The 24,337-nt window shown below is 71.6% G+C and carries 20 protein-coding genes and 1 tRNA gene; 7 read left to right on the plus strand and 14 right to left on the minus strand.

Features of this window, described 5'->3' with window-relative positions:
• Positions 1 to 497: 497 nt before the first annotated feature.
• Entirely contained in the window at positions 498 to 1,385 is an 888-nt protein-coding gene (locus ACZ63E_RS14795) for a hypothetical protein (protein WP_465336435.1), read from the minus strand.
• A 49-nt stretch (positions 1,386 to 1,434) separates the two neighbouring features.
• Positions 1,435 to 2,325 carry an AraC family transcriptional regulator gene (locus ACZ63E_RS14800; protein WP_465336436.1) on the minus strand — a complete coding sequence of 297 codons (891 nt, stop codon included), beginning with the start codon at positions 2,323 to 2,325 and terminating at the stop codon, positions 1,435 to 1,437.
• A 141-nt stretch (positions 2,326 to 2,466) separates the two neighbouring features.
• Between ACZ63E_RS14800 and ACZ63E_RS14805 the strand changes: the two genes are divergently transcribed.
• Entirely contained in the window at positions 2,467 to 3,549 is a 1,083-nt protein-coding gene (locus ACZ63E_RS14805) for an aldo/keto reductase (protein ID WP_465336437.1), read from the plus strand.
• On the opposite strand, the gene ACZ63E_RS14810 is transcribed toward ACZ63E_RS14805, so the two are convergent.
• Both ACZ63E_RS14810 and ACZ63E_RS14815 read right to left on the minus strand, forming a co-directional pair.
• Complete coding sequence (locus ACZ63E_RS14810; RefSeq protein ID WP_465336438.1) at positions 3,543 to 4,313, minus strand: NAD(P)-binding domain-containing protein; 771 nt, start codon at positions 4,311 to 4,313, stop codon at positions 3,543 to 3,545. The two genes, ACZ63E_RS14805 and ACZ63E_RS14810, sit on opposite strands and share 7 nt — an antisense overlap.
• Before the next feature lie 8 nt (positions 4,314 to 4,321).
• A complete protein-coding gene (locus ACZ63E_RS14815) occupies positions 4,322 to 5,239 on the minus strand; it encodes a helix-turn-helix domain-containing protein (RefSeq protein WP_465336439.1) in 918 nt (305 codons plus the stop codon).
• Positions 5,240 to 5,310: 71 nt separating this feature from the next.
• Here ACZ63E_RS14815 and ACZ63E_RS14820 point away from each other — a divergent pair, with 71 nt between their 5' ends.
• A complete protein-coding gene (locus ACZ63E_RS14820; protein WP_465336440.1) occupies positions 5,311 to 6,255 on the plus strand; it encodes an NAD(P)H-binding protein in 945 nt (314 codons plus the stop codon).
• Between the two features lie 3 nt (positions 6,256 to 6,258).
• Here ACZ63E_RS14820 and ACZ63E_RS14825 read toward each other — a convergent pair.
• A tRNA-Leu gene (locus tag ACZ63E_RS14825) sits at positions 6,259 to 6,332 on the minus strand.
• A 98-nt stretch (positions 6,333 to 6,430) separates the two neighbouring features.
• On the opposite strand from ACZ63E_RS14825, the gene ACZ63E_RS14830 reads away from it, so the two are divergent.
• Complete coding sequence (locus ACZ63E_RS14830) at positions 6,431 to 6,652, plus strand: DUF3618 domain-containing protein (RefSeq protein WP_395925820.1); 222 nt, start codon at positions 6,431 to 6,433, stop codon at positions 6,650 to 6,652.
• Position 6,653: 1 nt separating this feature from the next.
• Here ACZ63E_RS14830 and ACZ63E_RS14835 read toward each other — a convergent pair whose 3' ends face one another.
• Entirely contained in the window at positions 6,654 to 7,097 is a 444-nt protein-coding gene (locus ACZ63E_RS14835; protein WP_465336720.1) for a hypothetical protein, read from the minus strand.
• A gap of 194 nt (positions 7,098 to 7,291) precedes the next feature.
• Positions 7,292 to 7,891, minus strand: a complete 600-nt coding sequence (locus ACZ63E_RS14840) for a TetR/AcrR family transcriptional regulator (RefSeq protein ID WP_465336441.1) — start codon at positions 7,889 to 7,891, stop codon at positions 7,292 to 7,294.
• Between the two features lie 61 nt (positions 7,892 to 7,952).
• Here ACZ63E_RS14840 and ACZ63E_RS14845 point away from each other — a divergent pair, with 61 nt between their 5' ends.
• Complete coding sequence (locus tag ACZ63E_RS14845; protein ID WP_465336442.1) at positions 7,953 to 9,410, plus strand: flavin-containing monooxygenase; 1,458 nt, start codon at positions 7,953 to 7,955, stop codon at positions 9,408 to 9,410.
• Between the two features lie 45 nt (positions 9,411 to 9,455).
• Here ACZ63E_RS14845 and ACZ63E_RS14850 read toward each other — a convergent pair whose 3' ends face one another.
• The 4 genes from ACZ63E_RS14850 to ACZ63E_RS14865 all read right to left on the minus strand — a co-directional run bounded on the left by ACZ63E_RS14850 (position 9,456) and on the right by ACZ63E_RS14865 (position 15,747).
• Positions 9,456 to 10,646, minus strand: a complete 1,191-nt coding sequence (locus ACZ63E_RS14850) for an IS30 family transposase (protein WP_465336443.1) — start codon at positions 10,644 to 10,646, stop codon at positions 9,456 to 9,458.
• 99 nt (positions 10,647 to 10,745) lie between these two features.
• Positions 10,746 to 11,216, minus strand: coding sequence for a helix-turn-helix domain-containing protein (locus ACZ63E_RS14855; protein WP_465336444.1), 471 nt, complete (start codon positions 11,214 to 11,216; stop codon positions 10,746 to 10,748).
• Between the two features lie 200 nt (positions 11,217 to 11,416).
• The gene (locus ACZ63E_RS14860) at positions 11,417 to 13,066 is read right to left on the minus strand and encodes an LCP family protein (RefSeq protein WP_465336445.1); all 1,650 of its coding nucleotides are present in this window, start codon (positions 13,064 to 13,066) and stop codon (positions 11,417 to 11,419) included.
• A 527-nt stretch (positions 13,067 to 13,593) separates the two neighbouring features.
• Positions 13,594 to 15,747: a phospholipase A2 gene (locus tag ACZ63E_RS14865; RefSeq protein ID WP_465336446.1), complete on the minus strand. Its 2,154-nt coding sequence runs from the start codon at positions 15,745 to 15,747 to the stop codon at positions 13,594 to 13,596.
• Between the two features lie 167 nt (positions 15,748 to 15,914).
• Between ACZ63E_RS14865 and ACZ63E_RS14870 the strand changes: the two genes are divergently transcribed.
• Positions 15,915 to 16,994 carry a hypothetical protein gene (locus ACZ63E_RS14870; RefSeq protein WP_465336447.1) on the plus strand — a complete coding sequence of 360 codons (1,080 nt, stop codon included), beginning with the start codon at positions 15,915 to 15,917 and terminating at the stop codon, positions 16,992 to 16,994.
• Here ACZ63E_RS14870 and ACZ63E_RS14875 read toward each other — a convergent pair.
• Both ACZ63E_RS14875 and ACZ63E_RS14880 read right to left on the minus strand, forming a co-directional pair.
• Positions 16,972 to 18,375, minus strand: a complete 1,404-nt coding sequence (locus tag ACZ63E_RS14875; protein WP_465336448.1) for a GGDEF domain-containing protein — start codon at positions 18,373 to 18,375, stop codon at positions 16,972 to 16,974. The two genes, ACZ63E_RS14870 and ACZ63E_RS14875, sit on opposite strands and share 23 nt — an antisense overlap.
• A gap of 317 nt (positions 18,376 to 18,692) precedes the next feature.
• Positions 18,693 to 19,907 carry an MFS transporter gene (locus tag ACZ63E_RS14880; RefSeq protein ID WP_465336449.1) on the minus strand — a complete coding sequence of 405 codons (1,215 nt, stop codon included), beginning with the start codon at positions 19,905 to 19,907 and terminating at the stop codon, positions 18,693 to 18,695.
• Between the two features lie 380 nt (positions 19,908 to 20,287).
• On the opposite strand from ACZ63E_RS14880, the gene ACZ63E_RS14885 reads away from it, so the two are divergent.
• Entirely contained in the window at positions 20,288 to 21,187 is a 900-nt protein-coding gene (locus tag ACZ63E_RS14885) for an SDR family NAD(P)-dependent oxidoreductase (protein ID WP_465303087.1), read from the plus strand.
• 66 nt (positions 21,188 to 21,253) lie between these two features.
• Here the strand turns inward: ACZ63E_RS14885 and ACZ63E_RS14890 are convergent, their stop codons facing one another.
• Positions 21,254 to 23,110 (minus strand): AMP-dependent synthetase/ligase, encoded by a 1,857-nt coding sequence (locus ACZ63E_RS14890; RefSeq protein ID WP_465336450.1) that lies wholly within the window; start codon positions 23,108 to 23,110, stop codon positions 21,254 to 21,256.
• Positions 23,111 to 23,306: 196 nt separating this feature from the next.
• On the opposite strand from ACZ63E_RS14890, the gene ACZ63E_RS14895 reads away from it, so the two are divergent.
• Positions 23,307 to 23,963, plus strand: coding sequence for a transcriptional regulator (locus ACZ63E_RS14895; protein WP_465336451.1), 657 nt, complete (start codon positions 23,307 to 23,309; stop codon positions 23,961 to 23,963).
• Positions 23,964 to 24,337: the final 374 nt, after the last annotated feature.

Here is a 24,337-nt window from a genome sequence, read left to right on the forward strand (position 1 = left end):
GCTGCTGCCGCGACCCGGCGGTTTCCACCCCGGGGCGAGCGTCGCGAATGACCCATTGGGGACGCGAGACGTCCCGAATGGGTCATTCGCGACACTTCCTGCGGGGGTCCGCTGAGGTGTCCGGCGCTGCCGCCGCGACCGAGCGGTGCCGCGGTGGCTGGGCGGTGCTGCTGGGGTGGCCCGGGGTTGGCGGGCGGTGCGGCGGTGGGCGGGCGGTGCTGCTGGGGTGGCCCGGGTTGGCGGGCGGTGCGGCGGTGGCCGGGCGGTGCTGCTGGGGTGACCCCGGGCTGGCGGGCGGTGCGGCGGTGGCCGGGCGGTGCTGCCGGGGTGACCCCGCGCTGCCGGGCGGTGCCGCGACCGGTGCTGTCGCCGCGACCGGCGCTGCTGCCGCGACCCGGCGGTTTCCACCCCGGGGCGAGCGTCGCGAATGACCCATTGGGGACGCGAGACGTCCCGAATGGGTCATTGGCGGCGCTGGAGCCGCCGCCGAACCTCGCTCAGAGCTGCCCGTTGCGCTGCAGGGTCGACACCGCGCCGACCGTCGCATAACCGCGCCACTCCAAAGCCGCGGCAGGCGAGAAGCTCGCGAAATCGACCCGCCAGCCACCATCATCCTGCTGCTCACCCGCCAACCGGCGCAGCTCCGCCTCGATCACGTCGTCCTTGAACAACGCCCGCGCCGGCCGGTCCGGCAGGGGCGCGAAGTCCAACGCACGCAACATCTCCCCCTCCGAACCTCCGGCCACCGCGACCAGGCCGTCCGGTGGGAGGAACGCCGCCAGGTGCTCCAGCAGGCCCGCCGCCTCCGGGTGGAGGTCGCACGCCGCGTCGATGAACCGGACCGCGAACGACAGTGCGATCGCGTGCGGCGCTTCCGTGAGCTCGCGGATCTCCCGGAAGCAGTACTGCGTCGCCGCGGCCAGCCACGGGTGTTCGCGCACTGCCGCGTCGTGGCGGGCGACGCGCAGCGCCACCCCCGCGGCGAACGCCGTGCTCTGCAACGTCGCCACCTTCGGGTCGGCCTGGGCCCAGAAGGGCGCGCAGCCCGCGGGATCCGCCACCGGCAGGGCGAAGGGGAGCCCGCCGTCCGGGAGGGACGCCGACGCCAGCCAGTCGCAGAGCCGTGCCGCATGCGGCGTCGTGCGCGGGGCGATGTCTTCGAACACCTCGAACGCGTGGAGGGCGCCGCCGGGCTGGCTCTCCGGGGCTCGCAGGTCGGGCTCGAGGCCCCAGCCGTACCCGCCGTCGGGGTTGCGGTACCCGTCGACGGCGGCCAGCACCGCGTCGGTCGTCGTTTCGCCGCTGAGCAGCTGGAAGCGGCGGCTGTCGAGGAGCCGGGCGTGCGTCGCCATGAACGACGCCGCCGCGGAGAGGTTCACTGCCATGCCGCCAGCGTCGCACCGGCCGGCCCGGACATCTTGAACGGATCGGACCTCATGGCAGCTGCGCGGCCGGCGCGGCGGCCGCGCGCAGCCGGGCCGCGTCCGCGCCCGGCGGCGCGCCGAAGAGGCGGCGGTACTCGCGGTTGAACTGCGACGGGCTGTCGTACCCGACGAGGTGCCCGACCCCGGCGACGTCCCCCGCGTCGGCCAGCAGCAGCGAGCGGGCCTCCTGCAGGCGGATCCGCTTCTGGAACTGCAGCGGGCTCATCGCCGTCACCGCGCGGAAGTGCCGGTGGAACGCCGACGCGCTCATCCCGCTCAGCTTCGCGAGCTCGTCGATCCGCATCGGCTCGGCGTGGTTCTCGCGGATCCACCGGATCGCCCGGCCGACGTGCGCCAGCCCGCTGTCGGCCAGGCCGATCTGCCGGAGCAGGCCGCCGTGCGGGCCGGTCAGCACCCGCCAGAGGATTTCGCGCTCGATCAGCGGCGCCAGCACCGGCACGTCCGCGGGGTGGTCGAGCAGCCGCAGCAGCCGGACGGCCGCGTCGAGCAGCTCCGGGCCCGCGTCTCCCGTCGCGATCGGCGACGTCGGCGCGGCGCGGACCCACCGGCCGGGCGGCGCCTCCAGCAGCAGCGGCGCGATGGCCGCGGGCCGCAGGGTCAGGCCCAGCCCCAGCGCCGGCGTCTCCGGTGTCGCGCCGACGAAGTGCCCGGTCACCGGCAGCTCGGTGCTGACCAGCAGGTACTGCCCGGCGCCGTACTCGTGCACGTGGTCACCGAGCAGCAGCCGCTTGCCGCCCTGCGCCATCACGACCAGGAGCGGCTCGGCCAGCGAGTGGTGCTGTTCGCTCGTCCCGACGCGGGACAGCAGCAGGCCCGGCACCCGCGTGCGCATGTCGTCGCGGACGTGGGTGGTGATCAGGGCGCGGAGTTCGTCGAGCACCCGTCCAGGAAAGCAGCCACGCCTGCCTGTAGCAACCAGAGTTGCGAGGATCGTGCAAGAGTCCGCGTTGATCGATCTACCGCTGTGCTGGGGTTACGCGGTTTCCTGGTGATGGCCAATCCGACGCCCAAGGAGAGTTCCATGCCACTCGACCACTACGTCACCCTCGGCCGGTCCGGGCTGCGCGTCAGCCCCTTCGCCCTCGGCGCGATGACCTTCGGCGAAGACCCGGGCGGCGCCGGCTGCAGCGTCGAGGAGTCGGAGAAGATCCTCGCGACCTACCTCGACCTCGGCGGCAACTTCGTCGACACGGCGAACTTCTACACCAACGGCCACTCGGAGAAGATCCTCGGCGACTTCTTCGCCGCCCACCCCGGCCGTCGTGAGCACGTCGTGCTGGCGTCGAAGTTCTTCGGCAACATGTTCCCCGGCGACCCCAACGGCGGCGGCGCGGGCCGCGCGTCGGTCATCGCGCAGCTGGAGCAGTCCCTCCGGCGGCTGCAGACCGACCACCTCGACCTCTACTGGCTGCACAACTGGGACCGCAGCACGCCGATCGAGGAGACCCTGCGGACCCTCGACGACCTCGTCCGCGCGGGCAAGATCCGCTACGTCGGCTTCTCCAACACCCCGGCGTGGGTGACCGCGCAGGCCCAGACGACGGCGCTGCTGCGCGGCTGGACGCCGTTGGTCGCGCTGCAGGTCGAGTACTCGCTGCTGGCGCGGACGGTCGAGGGGGAGCTGGCGCCGTTCGCGCTCGACCAGGGCGTCGCGCTGACGCCGTGGAGCCCGCTGAAGAACGGCTTCCTGTCCGGCAAGTACCGGCGCGGCGCCGACGTCGCCGATTCGGCCCGGACGGCGTTCGTGGGCGGCCCGAGCGAGGCGGAGTACGCCGTCATCGACGCCGTCACCTCGGTCGCCGCCGAGCTGGGGACGACGTCCGCCGCGGTGGCGCTGCAGTGGCTGCGGTCGCGGCCGGGCACCGTCGTCCCGATCGTCGGCGCGCGGCGGCTGGAGCACCTGACCGGCAACCTCGCCGGCCTCGACGTCACGCTCACGCCGGCGCACCTCGCCACGCTGGACGAGGTCTCGGCGCCGGAGCTGGACTACCCGGCCCCGATGCACGGCGCCCAGCGGGCGATGCTGCAGTTCGCCGGCACCACCGTCGACGGCGAACCGTCCACTGTGTACCCGCCACTGCTGCAGAGCGACGTCCGCTACTGACCCTTGACGCGGGCGAGGACGTCGTCGAGGCCCCGCCGCACGAGGTCGGGCACGCCGTCGCGGCGCAGGCCGGCCAGGAACTGCTCGTTGATCCCGCCCGGGGTCATGTGTTTGCCGGCCAGCGCTTCGAGGGTGCCGCCGTGCTGGGAGAGCGTGTGGCCGAGCTCGCCGTAGACGTGGGCGACGTAGCCGTTCGCGTCTTCGGTCGCGACCCCGTGCTCGGCCATCCAGCTCGCGATCGTGGCGAGCTGGTCGAGGTGCGCGGCGAAGGTGGCCGTCGCCGCGCTGAAGGCGTCCAACGTCGCTTCGTCGCCCGGGACGACAACGTCGCCGACGCTCTCGTAGAGGGTCCGCGCGACGGCGTCGTCCGGGTACATCGCGGTGCGGCTCGAGGCCCGGCTCGCCGTCGGCAGCGGGATGGACCGGACGATCCGCGTGGCCGGCGCGACCCACTCGCGCAGCTGCGCCAGCCCGACCCCGGCGAGCACGCTCACCACGACGTGCTCCGGCCGGAAAGCCAGCTGTGCCAGCACTTCCTGGGCGACCTGCGGACGTACGGCGACGACGACCACCATGGCGGTGTCGAGCACTTCCTGGTTGTCCGCGCACACGCGCACGTTCGGGAACCGCGCGGCCAGGCCGTGTGCGACGTCGTGGTTGCGCGGGGAGAGGACGATCGGCGGCGGATCGGCGACGCCGGTGCTGAGGCCTTCGACGATGGCGGCCGCGATCTCGCCGGCACCCACGAACCCGGAGGACTGCATGGCGAACCCTAACCGCGGAAGGTGCGGCGGTAGGTGTCCGGGGGCACGCCGACGGTGCGGTTGAAGTGCCGCCGCAGGGTGGCCGCCGTGCCCATGCCGACCGCCTCCGCGATGGAGTCGACGCTGTCGCCCGTCTTCTCCAGCAGTTCCTGCGCCCGCCGGATCCGCTGGACGAGCAGCCACTGCAACGGCGTTGTGCCGGTCACGGTCCGGAAGTGCCGGCCCAGGTGACGGGAGCTGAGGTTGGCCTGGCGGGCGAGGTCGGCCACCGTGAGCGGCTGGTCGAGCCGGGCCGTCACCCAGGGGAGCAGGCCGGTCAGCGGGTGGTCGTCGCGCGCGGGCACCGGCGCGGTGACGTACTGGGCCTGCCCGCCGGCCCGGTGCGGCGGCACGACCAGCCGGCGGGCGACGGTGTTGGCGGCCGCCGAGCCGTGGTCGGCGCGGACGAGGTGCAGGCACAGGTCCATCGCGGCGGCCTTGCCGGCCGAGGTGAGCACACTGCCGTTGTCGACGTAGAGGACGTCCGGGTCCACCGTGACGGCGGGATAGCGGGCGGCCAGCGCGTCGGTGTGCGCCCAGTGCGTGGTCGCGCGCCGCCCGTCGAGCAGGCCGGCGGCGGCCAGCACGAACGCGCCTGTGCAGAGCGACGCCACCCGCGCGCCGGCCGCGTGGGCCGCGCGGACGGCGTCGACCAGGTCGGCCGGCGGGTCGCTGCCGACGTCGGCCCACCCGGGCACGATCACGGTGCCGGCGCGCGCCAGCCGGTCGAGCCCGTGGTCCGGCTCCAGCCGGAACCGCCCGACCCGGACCGGCGCCGAGCCGCAGACGGAGAAGTCGTACCGGCGGTCCTCCCCGAAGACCTCGGTGGCGATGGCCAGCTCGAAGGACAACATCCCGTCGGTGGCCGCGAGCGCGACTGCGTGCATGTCCGAAACTGTACGCAGGAGGGCGTTCCGGACACTGGTGACGCTGCCGGGTCGCCGCGAGGATCGGCTACATGACTTCGGTACTGGTTTACGGCGCCTACGGACACACCGGGCGCTTCGTGGTGGACGAGCTGCTCGCGCGCGGTTTTTCGCCGGTCCTGTCCGGCCGTGACGCGGCGAAGCTGCCCACCGGCCGCCCGGCGTCCGTCGACGACCCGGCGGCGCTCGACCGCGCTTTCGAGGGGGTCGCGGCGGTGATCAACACGGCGGGCCCGTTCGCGGCGACGGCCGTCCCGCTGGTCGAGGCGGCGGCGCGCGCCGGCGTCCCGTACGTGGACGTCGCGGCCGAGGTCGAGGCGAACCTGGACACGTTCGCGCTGGACGTGCCGATCGCGGTGGTCCCGGCGATGGCGTTCTTCGGCGGCCTGGGCGACCTCCTGGCCACGACGGCGATGGGCGACTGGGACAAGGCCGACGAGGTCCACGTCGCGTACGGGCTCAGCGGCTGGCACCCGACACCCGGAACGCTGGCGGCGGGCCGAGTGTCCCGCGAACGCCGCGACGGCCGGCGCCTTCGTTATGCGAACGGCCGCCTGGAGCACCGCGAGGACGCGCTGCCGTCGCTGGAGTGGGCGTTCCCGGCGCCGCTGGGGCCGCGGCCGGTCCTGGGCGAGTTCACGATGGCGGACGTCGTCACGATCCCTCGTCATCTGGAGGTCCCGAACGTGACGACGTACATGACGACGTCCGCCGCCGAGGAGCTGTCGGCGGGCAGTTCGCGGGGCGACGAGCCGGAGACGTTCGTGGTGGACGTCGTGGTGCGCTCGGGGGCTTCGCAACGCCGGGCGGTGGCGCGCGGCCGGGACATCTACGCGGTGAGCGCGCCGCTGGCGGTGGAGGCGGTGGAGCGGCTCCTGACCGGCCGGGCGCGGGTGAAGGGGGTCGCCTCGGCGGCGGAGATGTTCGACGCGCCGGACTTCCTCCGCGCGCTGGCGCCGCACATCAAGCTCGACTAGGGGTGGGCCCGGAGAGACTCGAACTCTCACTGGCATGGACCTAAACCATGTGCCTCTGCCAATTGGGCTACGGGCCCCCAGCACTCGGAAGCGTAGCGTGCGGCGTGGCCCGTGCGGCGGCGGTGGGGGCGTCGACTAAGTTGTCGCTGGAAGCACCTTGCGGCGAGGAGGACACGTGGCTCGCGATCCCGAGACGATCGAGCGTGAGATCGAGCAGGCCAGGACCGCTCTGGCGGCGACGCTCGACCAGCTGACCGTCAAAGCGGACCCCAAGAAGCTCGCGGAGTCGGCGAAGGACGGCGTGCGCGCCAAGCTGGACAACCCCAAGGTGAAGTACCCGCTGATCGGCGCGGGTGTGCTCGTGCTCGTCCTGCTGGTGCGCAAGCTCCTCAAGTAGCTCAGGCGTCGGCCGGGGTCTTGGCCTCCGGGGCCGGCTCCGGCTCCGGGGCCTTGGCCTCCTCGACGGCCTTGGGCAGCTGCTTGCTGGGCGGCAACGCGGGCTTCTTGTCCGCCGGAACAGCGGGAGCCGGAGCAGCCGCGGCCGGCTCGTCGGTCTGCTGCTTCGGCACACTGCCGGGCGGCGGGACCTCGAGCGGCGGGAGCTTCGGGAGCGTCAGCCGGGCGGTCATGTAAGCGCTGGTGAAGTCGAACGCACTGCCGTTGAGCAGGTGCACCACCGTCGCCTTGCCGTTGCCGCCGAGCTCCTCGACCAGCTGGTCGGCCCGGTCGCGCGCGGCGATGATGCCAGGCGCCCGCGCGGTCAGCTCCTTGCCGTGGCCGCTGACCGTGATCGCCCAGTCGGCGTCCTCCTGGACGTACGTCGCCGTGATCGCTTCCACCATCTGCCTCACGCCCCTCTCCATGCCTACACAACCGTGACGCGGTCGCCGCGATTCCATGACGCGGTAACTGCGCCCCCTCTCGGCCGTGAAGGTCCAGCACACTTTCTACCGTGTCTTCAGTACCGTAGAGCAACTCTGTGTCACACGACACGACAGCGCTGAGTAACGACCGAATGGCCTAATGCACGCGCAGGTTACCGTGCACGGCTTCCGAGGCCGCTCCACAGCACGTCCATGGCGTATTCGGTGGCCATTTCGGGGGTCACCTCATCGTGTCGCTCACACCAGATCGCGAGCCGTTCGCACGCCCCGACCACGAATTCCGCCGCCGCTTCGGCCCTCAGGTCGTCCCCGCTGTCGAAGTGGCCGCTCATCAACGCGGCGATCAAGTCGGTCTGCTGACGGCGGGTCTCCTCGACCTCGTCGGCGGCCGGTGTGCCGATCAGCGCCATCTCGTGCCGCAGCAGCGACCACGCCTCGCGCCGCTCCCGGATGAAGACGAAGAACGCCAGCAGGCCGCGGCGCAGCGCGTCCTCGGCGGTGGCCGCGCCGACGGTCGCCTGCTCGGTGACCTCGCGCAGCACCGACCGCGACTCGCGGATGCAGGCCAGCAGCAGGCCTTCCTTCGAGTTGAAGTACTCGTAGAGCATCGGCTTCGAGACGCCCACCAGCTCGGCGATCTCGTCCATGGACGCCGCCGCGTAGCCGCGCGCCGAAAACACCTGTTCGGCGACCTCGACCATCTGCCGCATCCGCTCGGCCCGGGGCATGCGCTTGCGCTTCGCGGTGGTCACGGGCGACACTCTACCGGTAGTAACCTACTCTGAGTAAGTTAGCTCGCAACCGGGAGGCGTCATGGGCAACCGCACGGAGACCGGGGTCGTCATCGTCGGGACCGGGTTCTCCGGTCTCGGCATGGCGATCCAGCTGCGCAAGGAGGGCCGCGACGACTTCGTCATCCTCGAAAAGGCGCACGACGTCGGCGGCACCTGGCGCGACAACAGCTACCCCGGCTGCGCCTGCGACATCCCGTCGCACATGTACTCGTTCTCGTTCGAGCAGAACCCGGGCTGGTCGCGGGCCTACTCGCCGCAGCCGGAGATCTGGCGCTACATGCGCGAGGTCGCCGACAAGTACGACCTGCGGAAGTTCGTCCGGTTCGGCCAGGAGATGACCGGCGCCCGCTGGGACGGTGACGAGAACCGCTGGCACGTCGCCACGAGGGGCGGCGACGAGTTCGTGGCGGGCGCGCTGGTCGCCGGGGTCGGGGCGCTGCACCTGCCGCAGATCCCGGAGCTGCCGGGGATCGAGAAGTTCGCCGGCCCGGCGTTCCACTCGGCACAGTGGCGCCACGACGTCGACCTCGCGGGCAAGAAGGTCGCCGTGATCGGCACCGGCGCCAGCGCCGTCCAGTTCGTGCCGAAGATCGCCCCGGACGTCGAAGCGCTGACGCTGTTCCAGCGCACCCCGCCGTGGATCATGCCGAAGGCCGACCACGAGATGTCCGGCCGCACGCGCGCGCTGTTCAAGGCGTTCCCGCCGGCCCAGCGCGCCTACCGCACCCTGCTGTACTGGCTGCTCGAAGCCCGCGCGATCGGCTTCAACGGCCAGTCGTGGGTGATGAAGCTCGGCCAGCGCCTGGCCAAGCGCAACATCGACGGCGCGATCACGGACCCGGCGCTGCGCCGCAAGGTCACGCCGGACTACACCATGGGCTGCAAGCGCGTGCTCATCTCCAACGACTACTACCCGGCGCTCGCGCGGGACAACGTCGACGTCGTCACCGACGGCGTCCGGGAGGTCCGCGAGCACAGCGTCGTCGACGCCGCCGGGGTCGAGCACGAAGTCGACGCGATCGTCTACGGCACCGGCTTCCACGTCACCGACGCCTTCGACGACCTGGAGATCGTCGGACGTGACGGGCGCAACCTCGGCAAGGAGTGGGCGACCGAGGGGATGCGGACGCACCTCGGGATCACCGTCGCCGGCTTCCCGAACCTGTTCTTCCTGCTCGGTCCGAACACCGGCCTCGGGCACAACTCGGTCGTGTTCATGATCGAGGCGCAGATCTCCTACGTCGCCGAGGCGCTGCGGCTGGCCCGCGGCAAGGCCATCGAGCCGAAGGAGGACGTGCAGGAGCGGTTCAACCGCGACATCCAGCGGAAGCTGGCGAAGGGCATCTGGACGCGCGGGGGCTGCAAGAGCTGGTACCTGGACGCGAAGGGCGTCAACCGGACGATCTGGCCGGGCTTCACCTGGCGCTACTGGCTCGACACGCGGAAGGTGCGGCGCGAGGACTACCTGGTCGGCTGACCGGGTCTGCCGCGGCTTGTCGTGAGTGTTTAGGGCGGGGTGGATTCACGCGGTTGTTGCAACAGGGTCCTGTGTGGACAGTAGCTGATCAAGACGCTCGGCTGGGGTGTCCCAGCCGAGCGTCTTGCGCGGGCGGCCATTGAGCTCCGCAGCCACTTTCGCCAGGTCAGCCCGGGTATGCACCGACAAATCAGTGCCTTTCGGGAAGTACTGCCGCAGCAGCCCGTTGGTGTTCTCGTTCGAACCTCGCTGCCAGGGCGAGTGCGGGTCGCAGAAGTAGATCGCCATGTCGGTAGCCATCGTGATCCGGGAATGCTGGGCCATCTCGGTGCCCTGGTCCCAGGCCAGTGACCGGCGCAGCTGCTCGGGCAACGCGCGAATGGCCGCGATCATCGTATCGGCGACAGTGGCGGCGTCCTTGCCGCCGGGCAGGTGCAGCAGCAGACAGAACCGGGTGGTGCGCTCCACCAGGGTGCCGATCACCGAACGGCTGTCTTTGCCGACGATCAGGTCGCCTTCCCAGTGTCCCGGGACGGCCCGGTCGGCGGCCTCGGCCGGCCGCTGGGAGATCGGGACCATCCCGGCGATCTTGCCGTGGCGGGCGCGGCGCCCGTCCGGCATCCGCTGCGGTGCGCGCACGGCGCGTCCGGTGCGCAGGCACGCGGCCAGCTCGCGGCGCAGGGCGCCGCGGCCTTGGACGTAGAGGGCCTGGTAGATCGTTTCGTGGGTCACGTGCATCGTCGGCTGGTCGGGGAAGTCCCGTGTCAGCCTGGCAGCGATCTGCTCGGGAGACCACCGGGCCTTGAGGTCTTGCTGGACGCGTTTGTGCAGGGCCGGGGTGGTGGCGAACTTGGTGGGTTTGGGGCGTTTCGCGCGTTGCTCGGCGGTGTGCTGGGCGGTGCTGGCCCGGTAGCCGGCGGTGGTGCTGTTGCGGTTCAGTTCCCGCCAGATGGTGGTGCGGTCGCGGCCCAGCCGGCGGGCGATCTCGGCGCTCGGGAGGTTCTGGGCGTGCAGGAGCATGATGTCTTCGCGTTCGGCCAGCGAGAGATAGCGGCCCGAGCAGGCCTGGGGCGTGGTGGTGATCACGCCGCCAGCCTGCTCGAACAACCGTCTCCCGGAGGCCGGCGACATGCCCGCAGCCAGTGCTGCCTGCTCCACCGACAGCCCTGCACGCAGCTGGTTCCAGAACGCCACACGCACATCCGGCGGCAGCCAGCGACGACGGTTTCCGGTCATGGCAACACCTCCAGTGTCAGGTGTTGCAACGACCACTAGAACCCGAGCGGTTCTAACCGCCCTAAACACTCACGACGGCGGGAGGCGGGAGGCGAGGGATCAGCGGGAGGCGTACCGGCGGAGGCGGGCGATCAGGTCCACCGTGGGCAGCCCGCACAGCTCGGCCATGCGCTCCAGCGCGGGCAGGTCGAGCGCGACCTCACCGGCGCCCTGCTCGCCGGCCCGGCGCAGGCGGTCTTCGGCCCAGCGGCGCAGCGGGAGGAGCTCGGGGGAGGCGTCGGCGACCACCTTGCGCAGGTCGACGCGGACCCGGCCGGGCTCGTCGACGAACACGCGGCGGTGCACCTTGGCCAGCAGGTCCTGGGGCAGCTCGTCCATCGCGACGCAGAGCTCGACCAGCCGCACCACGGAACACTGTCTGGTGCCCAGCTCGTAGGTGGCCAGCGTCTGCAGGGAGATCTCGCTCTGCAGGTGCTGGTTCAGCTCCTTGCGCGTCCACCCTCGGCTGCGCCTGAGCTTGCGGAGCTCGTCCCCGAGTATCCGCTGGTAGTCCTCGGCGTCGATCAGCACATCAATGTCCCCTGCCGTGCTCCTCCACGGCACCCGCACGGACGTGACAGTCCGGTGCGCGTGCACCCTCACGTGTATGTAAGTGCGCGGGTGCCCGGGCATTACGCGGATTCGGGCATGTCTTTGATACCGATTGCTTGAGTTAGGCCGAACGGGTTAACGACACGGGGAGTCACCGTGCAAGTTGCAGACGCCGTGACTCAGTTGACGCAGGGCACGCCCTCGGCCGTGATCGGCTTGGACCCCTCGTCGGCCGGCGGCGGCGCGGCCTGCGACGTCGGCGCCGCAGCGGCGCCGGCGCCGCTGGAGTTCGAGCTCGGCGCCTGGTAGTCGGCGCCGAGGAACACCATCACGTGCCCGGTCTGGACGCTCTTGTCCTCTTGGATCGTCGGCGAGCCGCCGAGCGCGTCCGCGACGGCCTGGCCCTTGTCCTTGCCGCCCTTGGGCACCCAGATCACGGTGGTCTTGCGCGAGGTCGCGTTCGCCGTGTCGCCGGAGCTGAAGCCCTTGCCTTCGAGCGTCTTGGCGACGCTCGCGGCCAGGCCGGTCTTGCCGGAGGCGTTGCGGACGTCGACCGTGGTCGCCTTGTTCGCGGGGTCGGCCTGCTGGGCCGGTGGCGCCGTCTGGCCGGGCTGCGGCCCGGCGAGGCCCTGCACGAACTGCTTGACCTCGGCCGGGTCGACCTGGATCGCGGTGCCGTCCTCGGGGGTCTTGTACTCGATGTTCTTCACCGGGATCGTGCGGAACTCGAGCTGGCCGCCGGTCAGGCCCTTCATCTGCTGGGCGAACCCGAAGACGTCCCAGTTCTGGTTGAGCACGACCGACTTCTTGATGGCGTCGATCAGGTCGGTGAGCTTGCCCGGGTTGGTCAGCGTGCCGGCCGAGAGCACCTTGCGGGCCATGCCGGCCATGAACACCTGCTGCCGGACGACCCGGTCGAGGTCGCCGTTGGGCAGGCCGTGGCGCTGCCGGACGAACTCGAGCGCCTCGACGCCGGAGATCGTGTGCTGCCCCTTGGTGAAGTTCGCGCCGGAGTACTGGTCCTTGACGTTGTCGTTCAGGCAGACGTCGACCCCGCCGATGGCCTTGGTGATGTCGCTGAAGCCGAGCAGGTTGACCGCGGCGTAGTTGTCGATGGTCGACCCGGTGAGCTTCTGGATCGTCTCGATCAGCTCCTTCGCCCCGGCCTGGTTGGCCTTGACGTCGAGCTCCTTCGGATCGGAGACGCCCTGTTTCTGCAGGTCCTTGCGCGCCGACAGCATCGCGCGCGCGTACGCCGAGTTGATCTTGTGCTTGCCGTAGCCACCGGGGATGTCGACGTAGGTGTCACGGGGGATCGAGATCGCGACGGCCTTGCTGCCGTCGTTCGGGATGTGCACGAAGATCAGCGAGTCGGTGTTGAGCTCGCCGTCGGACTCGCCGGCCCGCAGCTCGTCGAGCACCTCGCGCGACAGCGGGTTGCCCTGGGCGTCGGTCCGGCTGTCCAGGCCGACGAGGAGGATGTCGCGGGCGCCGTCGGCGGGCTTCTCGCCACCGCCGTTGTCGTCGATCACGTTGGCGTAGTTCAGCCCGTTGACCAGGCCCTGCATCGCGGCCCACGCGTAGCCGGTCAGGCCCATCACCAGCAGCGACACGACGGTCAGCGCGATCTTCGCGCCCCGGAAGGAGTTGCGGCGGGCTCGCGGGGCCGGTCGCGGCTCGGGCCGCCGGCGCGCGTCCACCGGCTCACGCCGGGGAGCGGGACGGCGGGGCGGCGGCGTCGCGCGCCGGACGTCGTCCCGGCCTGGCTCGTCCTGCCAGGGCCGGGCGGGGCGGCGGCCGCCTTGCCCGTTCCGAGGCGGGTGATCCACGCGGGTGACTCCTCACTGCATTCGATCGGTGGTCTCCAGGTTGGGACGCATGGTGCCTCCCCGGGGTTGCGGTAGCGTTACACATCCCCCTCCGAATGTGGCGCGCACCACCCAGTTTCCCGCATGTTCGCCGGTTACGCCTGGTCAGGACGGTGCGTTCACCGGGTGGCGGAGAGGTGGAGCTGGTCGGGCGTGGTTCGCGAGCCGGGCGAGGCGTGGCCAGGCGGGTCGTGGCCCAGGCGAGGCCGGGCCGGGTCAGGCGGGGCAGGGTTCCGGCGAAGTCGGATTTGCCGGTCGGCTCGTAGCGCGGACGGCCAGGTACCACGCCGGAGGTCGCGGTAGCGGCCCGGGAAGGGTCATGAATGACTCATTCATGACCTCTGGCGAGGTGAATGAGTCATTCATGACCTCGCAGGGGCCCGCCGGTCACGTTCACCCCGACTTTGCCGGGACCCTGGGTCAGGCGGGGCGAGCGTCGTGACCGGGCGAGGCAGGGCCGGGCCGCGGTGGGTCGTGCGCGTCGCCGGTCAGGGTGTTGCGTTCACCGGGCGGCGGGCCGGCAGCAGGGTGCCGGCCGCGGCGAGCAGGGCGAACGCCGCCGTCACCGCGTGCAGCGTGACGCCGAGGAACCCGGGTGTCGTGCCGTCGGCGGCGAACAGCAGCGACGGGGCGCAGGCCAGCGCCGTCGCGAGCCAGGTGCCCGTGGCCGCGCCGGCGCCGAGGCGGATCGTGTGCAGCAGGAACACCCCGAGCAGCAGGTGCACCAGGCTCTGGATCGGGTCGAGGCGCAGGCCCAGCAGGTCGGCGTCGGCCGCGACCCCGCCGAAGCGGGTCAGTGCGAAGCCGAACACGCCGAGCGTCGCGTAGCCGATGCCGAACCCGGCCGCGGCGCGGGTCAGCACCGCCGTCCGGCGGCCGGGGAGCTCGGCCGCGCGCGGCGGCCGTCCGTGGTGGCTGTGCCGCTCGAACCACCAGAACACCAGCGTCGCCGGGACCGCGAGCAGCCCGACGGCGACCAGCGTCCGCGGCCGGACCAGCCAGCTCAGCCCGTCGGCGATCCGGCCCGGGAGGTAGACGACCGCGACCAGCAGCAGCATCGCGGCGAGGAACGCCAGGTAGAGGCTCATCGGCGCACGCAGCACGAACCGGCACGCGCGGGCGACGCCCGGCCGCCGAGCCAGCCGGGTCAGCGGGCCGGCCAGCAGCCCGAGCAGGCCCAGCTGCACCAAACCCAGTAGCAGCACGCCCCACGGCGGCGCCGAGAACGCCGCCGGGGCGCCCGGGCTGCCGAGCAGGACAGGCGGCCCGTCCCGCAGGACGCTCGCCACAGCGAGGCCCGCGACACCGGTCGCGGCGGCGAAGGCGAGCAGACGTCGTGACGGGCGTACGCCGTCAGCGTGCGCGAAGGCGAGTTGCTGGGCGAGGAGCGCGAGGGCGAACGTCGCCGCGTAGCGCGGCAGCGGCGAGCCGGACCAGTTCGCGACGACCTCACCGGCGACGACCAGCACCAGCAGCCCGGCGGCCGCGCTCACCGGCGCCCGGCGGTGCAGGGCCAGCAGCGGTGGCGCGCAGACGATCGTCAGCAGGTACACCCCGAGCAGCCAGAGCGGATGCACGGCGATGCGCATGACCGTCGCCGTGGTGCCCGCCGGGATGCCGAGGAGCTCGAGCGCGAGCGGCGTCAGCAGCGCGACGACGGCGAAGATCAGCGCCGGCCGCAGCAGCGGGCTGGCGCGTTCGGCCAGGTAGTGGCGGTAACCGCTGCCGTCGGCCCGGCCGGCGCGCCAGCCCGCCGCGTTGGCGTGGCCGCCGGCGAAGTAGATCAGCGGCGTGAGCTGGGCGAGCCAGGTCAACGGCCAGAGCGCCGGCTCGGGCGCGCCCGCCCAGTGCGCGAGCGCCGTCACGGACTCGCCGAGCAGCAGGAGGACAACACCGCCGGCGCCGAGCAGCGCCCAGTTGGTGACCGGCGCCGGGGTGGCGGGCGGTGCCGGGACGGGGGCCTGGCGGCGGGTGTGCAGCCAGCCGCGCAGCCGGAACACCAGCAGGCAGCCGATCACGAGCACCCCGGCGACCATCGGGCCGATCGGATCGCCGACCGGCGGGCCCCAGCGCTGGTGCCACGAGTTGACGACCAGCCCGGCCGAGTAGAGGGACGCGACGATCCGGCAGGTGCCCGCGGAGTTCATCGGGTTGAGGTCGCACGCGTGGTGCATGTCGTGCGAGAGCTGGTTGTCCAGGGCCTCGCGGACCTCGGGCCCGAGCGGGTGGCCCTTGCGGTCGGCGTAGCGCAGCAGGTCGTAGCCGAGGTCGTGGGACTTGCACGGCACGGCGTAGTCCCACTTCGTGTTGTCGTCGCCCCACGGGGTGGAACAGCCGCCGTCGACGTGCACCGCGCGGACCGTGCCGTCGCGGGCCGTCAGCACCCCCGGGGTGACGCCGCTGAGCGCGGTGAAGTCCTTCGGCAGCCGCGCCAGCGCGTCGGGGTGCGGGCCGGGGTGGACGAGCGCCTCGATCGCGTTCTGCGCGGCGAGGACGTCCCCGGTCGGCGGGCCCTGGTCCGGCGGCGACGGCGGGCGCGAGGCGATCAGCCCGAACGCGAAGACGACCAGCAGGACCAGCAGCAGCCACCCCGACGTCGACCAGGGTCGGCGGACACGCGGCGGCTCGGGCGGGGCTGGCATGGGTTCCAGGGTGCCAGCCCCGCCGCGACGCCGACATGGGGATAACCCCAAGGGTTCGCGGCTGCTTTCCCCTAGGCTGCCCCGTCGGCTGCCCGTTCTTACGTTCCCTTGTGTCACGCCGCGGCGGAGACTGGCGGAAGGGGGCACGGCGACCAGGAGGGCGTCCAGTGGGCTCGACCGATCCCGGCGGCGGGCGGCCCGCCGTGCCCGTGGAGAACACCGTCCGCGCGCTGCGCCACCTCGCGCCCGGAGCGTGCCTGCGCGAACCACGGTCCCCGGAGCTGCGCGCTTTGGCCCGGGTGTTGCGCGCGGCCTCGCCGGCGACGCTGACCCGGACCCATCCCCGGCTGGTCGGCCGCGTGGTGCTGGCCCACCAGCTGCGCCTGCTCGACCGCGCGATGACGGGCCTGTTCGGCGCGAGCTGCCCGGAATCGGCCCGGCTGGTCCGGGCGGCCCGGTTCAGCGGAACGTGGCGCGCGGGCCGGCGGGCGGGCCCTTTGCTCGACCGCCTGCGTGCGGAGCCGGGCCTGCGAGCGGCGGCGTTGGGGTGGGCGGAGGTCATGGGGTGCCGGCTGCTGGCCGCGGAGCTGTGCGGGGCCGAGGTGGTGCCGGGGGATGAAGACGGCTTGCTGGCCGCGGAGCTGACGGTGGCCGCGCTGCTGCCACGACCGGACTTCGGCGAGTACGAGGGCGGGGTCCTGCTGGGCGGGGCGGGCCGCGAGTGCGCGCGTGGAGCTGGGCCGGGTGGTCTGCCTGCGCCCGGCGATGGCGCTGGGCTGGGCGCCCGGTCCGCGCCGAGCGGTGGAGTCGAGCCTGCCCGCGAGTTCGCGCCGGAGCGTCGCGCCGAAACCAAGCCGATCGACCCAGCCGGCCCCAGCCGCACCGGTTTCCTCGACGTGCGCTCGCTGACCGTCGGCGCCACCGGCTTCCGGGTCGACGTCGAAGCGGACACCCCCGTCGAACTCCACCACGACGGCGCCGCCCTCATCCTGCGCGCGCTCTGGTGGAACGGGCTCGGGCGGGTCACCGACGATCTCGGCCACGCCTACCTCGTCCTCGCCAAGGACCCCGCCGGGACCGGCACCGTCCGGCACTGGTGTCACCCGCGCCCGGATCCGCGTGCGAGCGTGCTGCGGCTGGAGTCCGCCGGTTACCGCGGGGAACGGCTGCGGCTCGACCCCGCGTCGGCCGGGACTTCCGCTGAAGTGCTCGTCAAGCTGGAGCTCACCGTTCGGCTGGGGGCGTGATGTCCGGGGCGAAGCAGACCTGGTCGCGGCCGTTCTCCTTCGCCAGGTAAACCGCCGCGTCCGCGGATTGGAGGAGGCGGTCGAGCGTGTCGCCGTGGCGGGGGTGGCGGGCGACGCCGATGGACGTCGTGCGGTCGGCGATCGTGGCCGGGTCGCCGCGTTTGTCCGTGGTCACGATATGCAACTTCGCAATCGCAACACGTATGCGCTCCGCGGCGTCCCAGGTCGCCTCTTCGTTGATGTCCGGGAGCAGAATGAGGAATTCCTCACCGCCGAAACGGCCGACCAAGTCGCTCGGTCTCGTCACTTCGTCGAGCGTTTGCGCAACGGTGCGGAGCACGTCGTCGCCCGCCGGATGTCCATAGGTGTCGTTAATCCACTTGAAGTGGTCGAGATCGACCATCAGGAGGGCCAGTTGATCACCCGATCGAGCGGTCCGTTCCAGCGCGCGCTCCGCTGACTCCGACCAGCCGCGCATGTTGAGAATGCCGGTTTTCGGGTCGGTCCGGACGTCGTTCTGTAGCTGGTCCAGTTCCGCGAGGCGATTGAAGACCACCGTCGCCACGGCCATCACGACGACCATCGGCGGCACCACGGCAAGCAGGATCGCGGTCACCGCGCCGAGGCCGATGGTGACCGCTTCGAGAAGGTTGTCGGCCGGGCTGCCCAGTACGTTACGCAAGGTCGGCTCGGACGAAAGCCCGAGCGCCAGTGCGCCGCCGACGTAGAGGATCTGGATGGCTTCGTAGACGACACCGGTGACGACGATCGCGCCCGCCTCGTGCCAGAACGTGCCCCACCCCGGCTGCCCGAGCAGGTGCGGTCCGAGCGCCCCGTAGGTGAGGTGGGCGAGCGCGCCGGCGAGGCCGTGCGTGATCGACGAGAAAATGAAGTTGTGGGCCGGGCGCCGGGCGATGAACCAGTGTTGCAACCGGATGAGGAAAACGATGAGCAGCGTCAACGGGACCGGCAGGATCAACGCGGCGGAAAACGTCCACACGGCGGTGAGGTCGATCAGCACCTTTTTGGTGCGGTTTCGCCTTCGTTCTTCCTGGCGCTGCGTCAGTTGGATGTGGACGGTGGCGCCGACGGCGAGTATTCCGAAATTGATCCAGTCGCGCCCGCCGGGAATCGCGGAACGGGAGAACGAAATCGCCAGCACGGCGACCGCGACGACCTCGAGCCCGAGCATGAACGCGATCAGCACCGGCGGGCGGCGCCAGAGCGCCCAGTTGCCGGGCAGATACGGATGGTCGCGTCCGGTGGTCCGGTCCGGACCGCCCGCCGGTTCGGCGTGCGTGTTCACCGGCGGGCTCGCGGCCGGTCGCCGGGCGGCGGCCCGGCCGGCCGCGGACGGGTCGTCGTCTGCTCCGAGATGCAATTGGTCACCTCCTTTCCAGCCTAGCCGCGGACTTGAGTAATCTCATCGGTACCCGCCTAGAGTGTTGACGCATTCCGTGGTTGGGTATCATCCTTCAGCAACGCCAACCACCGGGTTGTCGGCCGAACTGCCGGGAACTCGGCTCAATCGGTTGTTCATGCTTCCCAAGATGGAGGTGGACCAGTGCGTAACCGTGACGCCTGAGTCGGCCGCGAATTGCTCGCCGTCCCCAGCTGAATGTCATTCATGATCTTGCCTGTACGGAGAGGTGGCGACCGATGTCGAACCGTGACGGCTGAAACCCGGTGAGTTTCCGTTCATGACAACCGCGGCTCCGGTCGCGGTTCGGCGGCCCGGCGCCAGGCCAACGCCACCGGGACGGCCAGCAGCAGTCCCACCGCGCCGGCGAGCGCGATGGTCGTGTTCGCCGAACCGAGCCATTGCGCCACCAGCCCGCCGATGCCCACGCCCACCCCCTGGGCGACCCGCAGCCCGGTCCGGTACAGCCCGCCGGCGCTGCCGCGGATGTCGTTGGGCACCCACGTGATGAACGTGGCCGACACCGTGATGACGTAGGCGCCCGTCGCCCCGGCGAGCGCGAGCAGGACCAGCGCGAACGCGAGGTTCGGGCGCAGGACGAACGCCGCGAGCGCGGCCAGCGGCAACGCGGCCAGCACGCCCAGCAGCTTGCGGCGGTGCTCGGTCGAGACGTACCGCGAGAGCAGGAACGTGCCGAGCACGAAGCCCAGCGGGTCGGCGGCCAGCAGCCAGCCGACCGCCTGGTCGCCCGCGCCGAGCTGTGCGGCGAGCGGCGCCGCGAGGCCCTCCGGGATCACCGCGAGCCCGACGAGCCAGGACAGGTAGAGCAGCACGCGCAGCCGTTCGTCGCCGAAAACCTGCCGGACGGCGCCGAACCACGGGGCGCCCCCGTTCCCGGCGGCCGGCCGGCGCAGCACCAGCACCCGCACGGCGACGGCGGCGACGAGGAACGTCAGCGCGTCGATCCCGAGCGCCCACGACGTGCCGATGGTGGTCACCAGCAGCCCGCCGACGGCGAGGCCGGCCAGCATCGCGGTGTTGTTCGTGATCCCGCGCAGGTCCTGGCTCTGCAGGTAGATGTCGTCGTCGTCGAAGATCTCCCGGCCGAGCGCGTTCTGCGCCGCGTTGCACGGCGCGTTCGCCAGCCGGGCGAAGACGAACAGGACGAACAGCCAGCCCATCGGCATGCCCGGCACGGCCATCAGCCCGATCAGCACGGCCTGCGCGAACGACCCGGTGACCAGCACCGCGCGCCGCGGGAACCGGTCCGCGAGCTGGGACAACCCGAGCCCGCCGGCGAGCGCGGGCAGGAACGTGAGCGAGTAGACGACGGCCGAGAGCAGCGGCGACCCGGTCCGGTCGAAGATCAGGATCGCCAGCGCGACGATGGTGAGCTGGTCGCCGAGCATGGACTGCGTTTCGGCGAACCACAGCGCGCGGAACTCGCGGTTGGCCAGGACGGCCCGGAGCCGGGGCTTCGCGCGCGTCGCCACCTGTTAACCACCGTCCCCCGATCGAGTGAACCTGGACCGTCCGCATTGTGCCTCGTCCGTGACGACCCCGTCCGGGGGTGTCACGGACGACCTCCCGGAAGCACTATCAGTATGCCGCCGACTACACGCCGATGTCCCCGGAACGCGCATCCCTGCTCCGTTCGGAGCCGATCGGGTTACGCCACCCGCGAGGGACGGCGGTTCGCCGTGACCGGCGCGCGGGTACCTCCGGACTGATCGAACCGGACTCGCTCGGCGCAGAGCGGCGGCCGCTCGTCGTGGCGACGATGCCCCGTTGGCCCGAATGGGCCAAGACTGGACACAGATCCGGCCGGGGTGGACGGACCGCGCCGCCGGCGCCGCAGAGCGGGGAGCAGACGATGGACGGGTTGATGCAGGGCAAGTCGGTCGTGGTGACCGGCGCCGGCCGGGGGCTGGGTGAGGCGTTCGCCGTGCACGTCGCGCGGGCGGGCGGGTCGGTGGTCGTCAACGACATCGACGTCGAGCTGGCCGAGCGGACGGCCGAGAACATCCGCGCGCACGGCGGCCGCGCCGTCGCCAGCGGGCACAGCGTGGCCGACGCCGGGGAGGCGCAGGAGATCGTCGACCTCTGCGTCAAGGAGTTCGGCGGGCTCGACGGCCTGGTCAACAACGCCGGGCTGAACTACGAGGCGCTGCCCTGGGAAGACGACGCCGAGCAGGCGCGCGAGCTCGTCCAGGTCAACGTCCTCGGTGTGGTGAACACCGGGCTGGCGGCCATCAAGGCGATGGTCGACGCGGGCACCGGCGGCTCGATCGTCAACATCTCTTCCGGCGCTTCCCTCGGGCAGCGCAAGCTCGGCGTGTACGCGGCGAGCAAGGGCGCGGTCGCGTCCCTCACCTACTCCTGGGCGCTCGACCTCGAAGACGTCGGCATCCGGGTCAACGCCGTCTGCCCGCTCGCGCACACGCGGATGGTCTGGAAGTCCGAACGCTCGCTGCGCGCGTGCCCGCCGGACCGCACGCCGTCGCGGATCGCCCCGGTGGTGCTGTTCCTGCTCGGGGACGGCTCGCACGGCATCACCGGCCAGATGATCCGCTGCAACGGCCCGCAGCTGCACGTCATGGGCCAGCCGTTCCTCAAGCAGCCGATCCTCGAGCGCCCGGTCTGGGACACCGAGACCGTGCAGAAGGCGTTCGACGAGGTCTTCTCCGCCCACCTGGAGAACTACGGCCTGGAAAAGCGCGTCCCGCCGCGGCTGCGCAAGTGGACGGAGACGACCTCGCCCCGCACGGCCTGAGGCGTAGCTTTCACGTGAAAGCTACGCCCCCAGGTGGGAGCTTTCACGTGAAAGCTCCGGTTGCGGTTAGGAACCCGCGGCGGGCTCCGGGTCGCGCGCCGCCGCGTAGAGCGTCTCGATGTCCACCGAGTAGCGGTCGTTGATGACCCGGCGCTTGAGCTTGAGCGTCGGGGTCAGCTCGCCGGACTCGGGGGTCCATGCCTTCGGGAGCACGTGGTAGCGCTTGATCTGCTCGATCCGGGCCAGCCGGCTGTTGGCCGACTCGACCGCGCGCTCCAGCTCCGCGCGGACCGCCGGGTGCGAAGCCAGCTCGTCCGGCGTGGCCTCGACGCTGTTCGCCGCGGCCCAGCCTGGCGCGATCTCGTCGTCGAGCACGATCAGCGCGGTCACGTACGGCCGGTCGTCGCCGATCGCGACCGCCTGGCCGATCAGCGGGTGCTCCTTGAGCAGGCCCTCGATCCTCGTCGGCGCGATGTTCTTGCCGCTCGAGGTGATGATCAGCTCCTTCTTGCGGTCGGTGATCGTCACGAAGCCGTCTTCGTCGATCGTGCCGATGTCGCCGGTGGCGTACCAGCCGTCGGCGTCGGTGGCGTCGGCGATCGTGCCGTCCTCCTGCAGGTAGCCGAGGAAGACGATCGGGCCGCGCACGAGCAGCTCGCCGTCGTCGGCGACCATCACCTCGACGCCGTCCAGCGGCTTGCCGACGGTGCCCGCGCGGAAGTCCGTGCCGGAGTTGGACGTCGCCGCGCCGGTCGTCTCCGACAGGCCCCAGACCTCGCAGATCTCGACCCCGAGGCCGGCCAGGAAGTAGATGATCTCCACCGGCAGCGCGGCCGCGCCGCTCGAGGCGACCAGCAGCTTGTCCAGCCCGAGCAGCGCGCGCACCGGGGCCAGCGCGGCCTCGTCGGTCTTCGCGATCTTGTCGGCCAGCTCGGCCGGCACCGGCTGCCCGGCGCTGCGCAGCTTGTACCCCTGCTGCAGCAGCTCGTTCGCCTGCAGCAACGCGTTGCGCCGGTCTTCGGGCACGCTGCCGAGCATGTTCTTCAGGCCGGCGACCATCTTTTCCCACACGCGCGGCACGCCGAAGAAGCTCTGCGGGTGCACCTTGCCGAGCGCGCCGGCGACCGCCGTCGGGTCGGCGAGCGTGTGCACGTGCCCGGCCCACACGATCGGCAGGTAGATCGACAGCTCCCGCTCGGCGATGTGCGCCAGCGGCAGGTACGCGATGTTCGTCGCGTGCATCGGCGGGTGGTGCAGCTCGGTGACCGCGTACGCCTGGTGGATCGCGTTGCGGTGCGACAGCACGACGCCCTTCGGGTCGCCGGTGGTGCCGGAGGTGTAGATCATCGACAGCGGGTCGTCGGGCTTGATGTCCGGCCACGACCGCTCGAAGGCGTCGGGATCGGCGGCGAGCGCTTCCCGTCCCTGGGCGCGCAGCGCCGCGAAGGAGACGAACCGTTCGTCGCCGTCGGGGATCACGGCTTCGTCCATCACGACGATGTGGCGCAACGCCGGGAGGTCGCCGAGCACCGGCCGCCAGCGCGCCAGCTCGCTTTCGCCGCCGAGCACCACGACCGGCGCCGCGCTGTGCCGCGCGACGTAGGCGACCTGGTCCGGGCTGAGAGTGGCGTAGGCGGTGCACGGGATCGCGGACAGGTGCGCCGCGGCGAGGTCGGCGACGATGTGGTCGGGGCAGCCGGGCGCCATGATCAGCATCCGGTCACCCGCGGTGAGGCCGAGGCCCGCCAGCCCGCGCGACACCTCGGCGATCGCGGTCCGGAACTCCGACCAGCTCAGCGTCGGCCGGCCTTCGAGGTCGAGCGACGTGATCGCCGGCAGGTCCGGGTAGTCGGCGGCGTTGCGTTGCAGCAGCCGCGGGATCGTCAGGCCTTCGGTCTGCTCGGCTACGGACGGGGTGGTCAACGCTGGCCTCCTCGGTGCTGCGGATGGCCACACTGTAGGGGCTCCGGCGCCGGGTGGATAGAGAATCGCGGCCACGTCAAACACCCCCTTTACCCGCCTTCGCGCGGTCAGCTCCCCACGACCGTCCACAGTGCACACGGGCGCCGGCGCGCGAACCGCGCTTCAATGGAAGGACTACCGACTCCGGGGGGAAGCGATGACGCGTTCGGCTCGTGCACTGCTCGACGAGATCCAGAAGGAGCTCGCGCCGCGCGACGACGACAACCGGCTGGTCCCGTTGATCACCGCCGGTCGCGCGCCGCGAGCGGTGTTCGCCGCGCTCGCCGCGGAGGAGAAGCGGATCACGCTCAGCGACTGGCGGAGCTTCCACGCGCTCGCGGCCCGCGCGGACGAGCCGAACGCGCGCACCTTCTTCGGCGGGCTCGCGCCGGGGGAGCAGCAGGCGAACGGGATGCTGGACGCGTTGATCAAGGCCACTGGTCCGGACCACGGGAAGGAACGCCCGCGCGCGGGTTGCCAGGCGTACCCGGCGTACGTCGCCTGGCTCGCGCTGAACGGCGAGTCGTCGGCGACCGCGGCGGGGATCTACGCGAACTTCGCCGCCTTCGGCCGGTACTGCGCGGACGTCGCCAAGGGCATGCGGAAGCACTACGGCTTCGGCGACGACGCCTGCGCGTTCTTCGACTTCTTCGCGGCGGATGTGCCGGAAATTGAAGAACAAGCGCTCGCCGCGATCCAGGCCGGCCTCGACGCGCACCGCCTCGACGAGCGCGAAGCGCACCTCTATGCCCGCCTGTTCCAGAGCTACGAGCTCCAGTTCTGGAACACCCTCGCCGACGAGTTCCCGGGCTGACCCTCGCGGAACCGGTACCGGAGCCGTTGAAGGTGTCTGGACCACCGCGTTCGCGGAATGGCGGGAATTCCGGCTACTCGCCCGGTGAATCCGCGGCGAAGATGGCGAACGCCGCGCATTTCCGCTTTCCGGAAGGCCGTTGGCCCGAACGAAGCGGGCATGGGGTCCCGCGCCGGCGGGCCCGTGACCTTTCTCACCGAACGATTCACCGCGTTCGTCCGTAGCGGACCCGGCGCCGGGCGGGGCGCTAACGACCGTCGCTCACAGCGTGCACCTTTGCCACGGAACGGAAGTAGCGCTGGGACGAACGTCACGACTTTCGGTGGTGGACTTTCCAAGCGCAGGCAGCAAGTGTGGAAGGGTCACCGTTCCAA

The organism is Amycolatopsis sp. NPDC104819, assembly GCF_055583145.1.

Bases quoted from the DNA above. Each gene is read 5' to 3' on its own strand.
- ACZ63E_RS14795 (WP_465336435.1), bottom strand. From the start codon at position 1,385: ATGGCAGTGAACCTCTCCGCGGCGGCGTCGTTCATGGCGACGCACGCC.
- ACZ63E_RS14805 (WP_465336437.1), top strand. From the start codon at position 2,467: ATGCCACTCGACCACTACGTCACCCTCGGCCGGTCCGGGCTGCGCGTC.
- ACZ63E_RS14810 (WP_465336438.1), bottom strand. From the start codon at position 4,313: ATGCAGTCCTCCGGGTTCGTGGGTGCCGGCGAGATCGCGGCCGCCATC.
- ACZ63E_RS14815 (WP_465336439.1), bottom strand. From the start codon at position 5,239: ATGCACGCAGTCGCGCTCGCGGCCACCGACGGGATGTTGTCCTTCGAG.
- ACZ63E_RS14820 (WP_465336440.1), top strand. From the start codon at position 5,311: ATGACTTCGGTACTGGTTTACGGCGCCTACGGACACACCGGGCGCTTC.
- ACZ63E_RS14835 (WP_465336720.1), bottom strand. From the start codon at position 7,097: ATGGTGGAAGCGATCACGGCGACGTACGTCCAGGAGGACGCCGACTGG.
- ACZ63E_RS14845 (WP_465336442.1), top strand. From the start codon at position 7,953: ATGGGCAACCGCACGGAGACCGGGGTCGTCATCGTCGGGACCGGGTTC.
- ACZ63E_RS14850 (WP_465336443.1), bottom strand. From the start codon at position 10,646: ATGACCGGAAACCGTCGTCGCTGGCTGCCGCCGGATGTGCGTGTGGCG.
- ACZ63E_RS14865 (WP_465336446.1), bottom strand. From the start codon at position 15,747: ATGCCAGCCCCGCCCGAGCCGCCGCGTGTCCGCCGACCCTGGTCGACG.
- ACZ63E_RS14885 (WP_465303087.1), top strand. From the start codon at position 20,288: ATGGACGGGTTGATGCAGGGCAAGTCGGTCGTGGTGACCGGCGCCGGC.
- ACZ63E_RS14895 (WP_465336451.1), top strand. From the start codon at position 23,307: ATGACGCGTTCGGCTCGTGCACTGCTCGACGAGATCCAGAAGGAGCTC.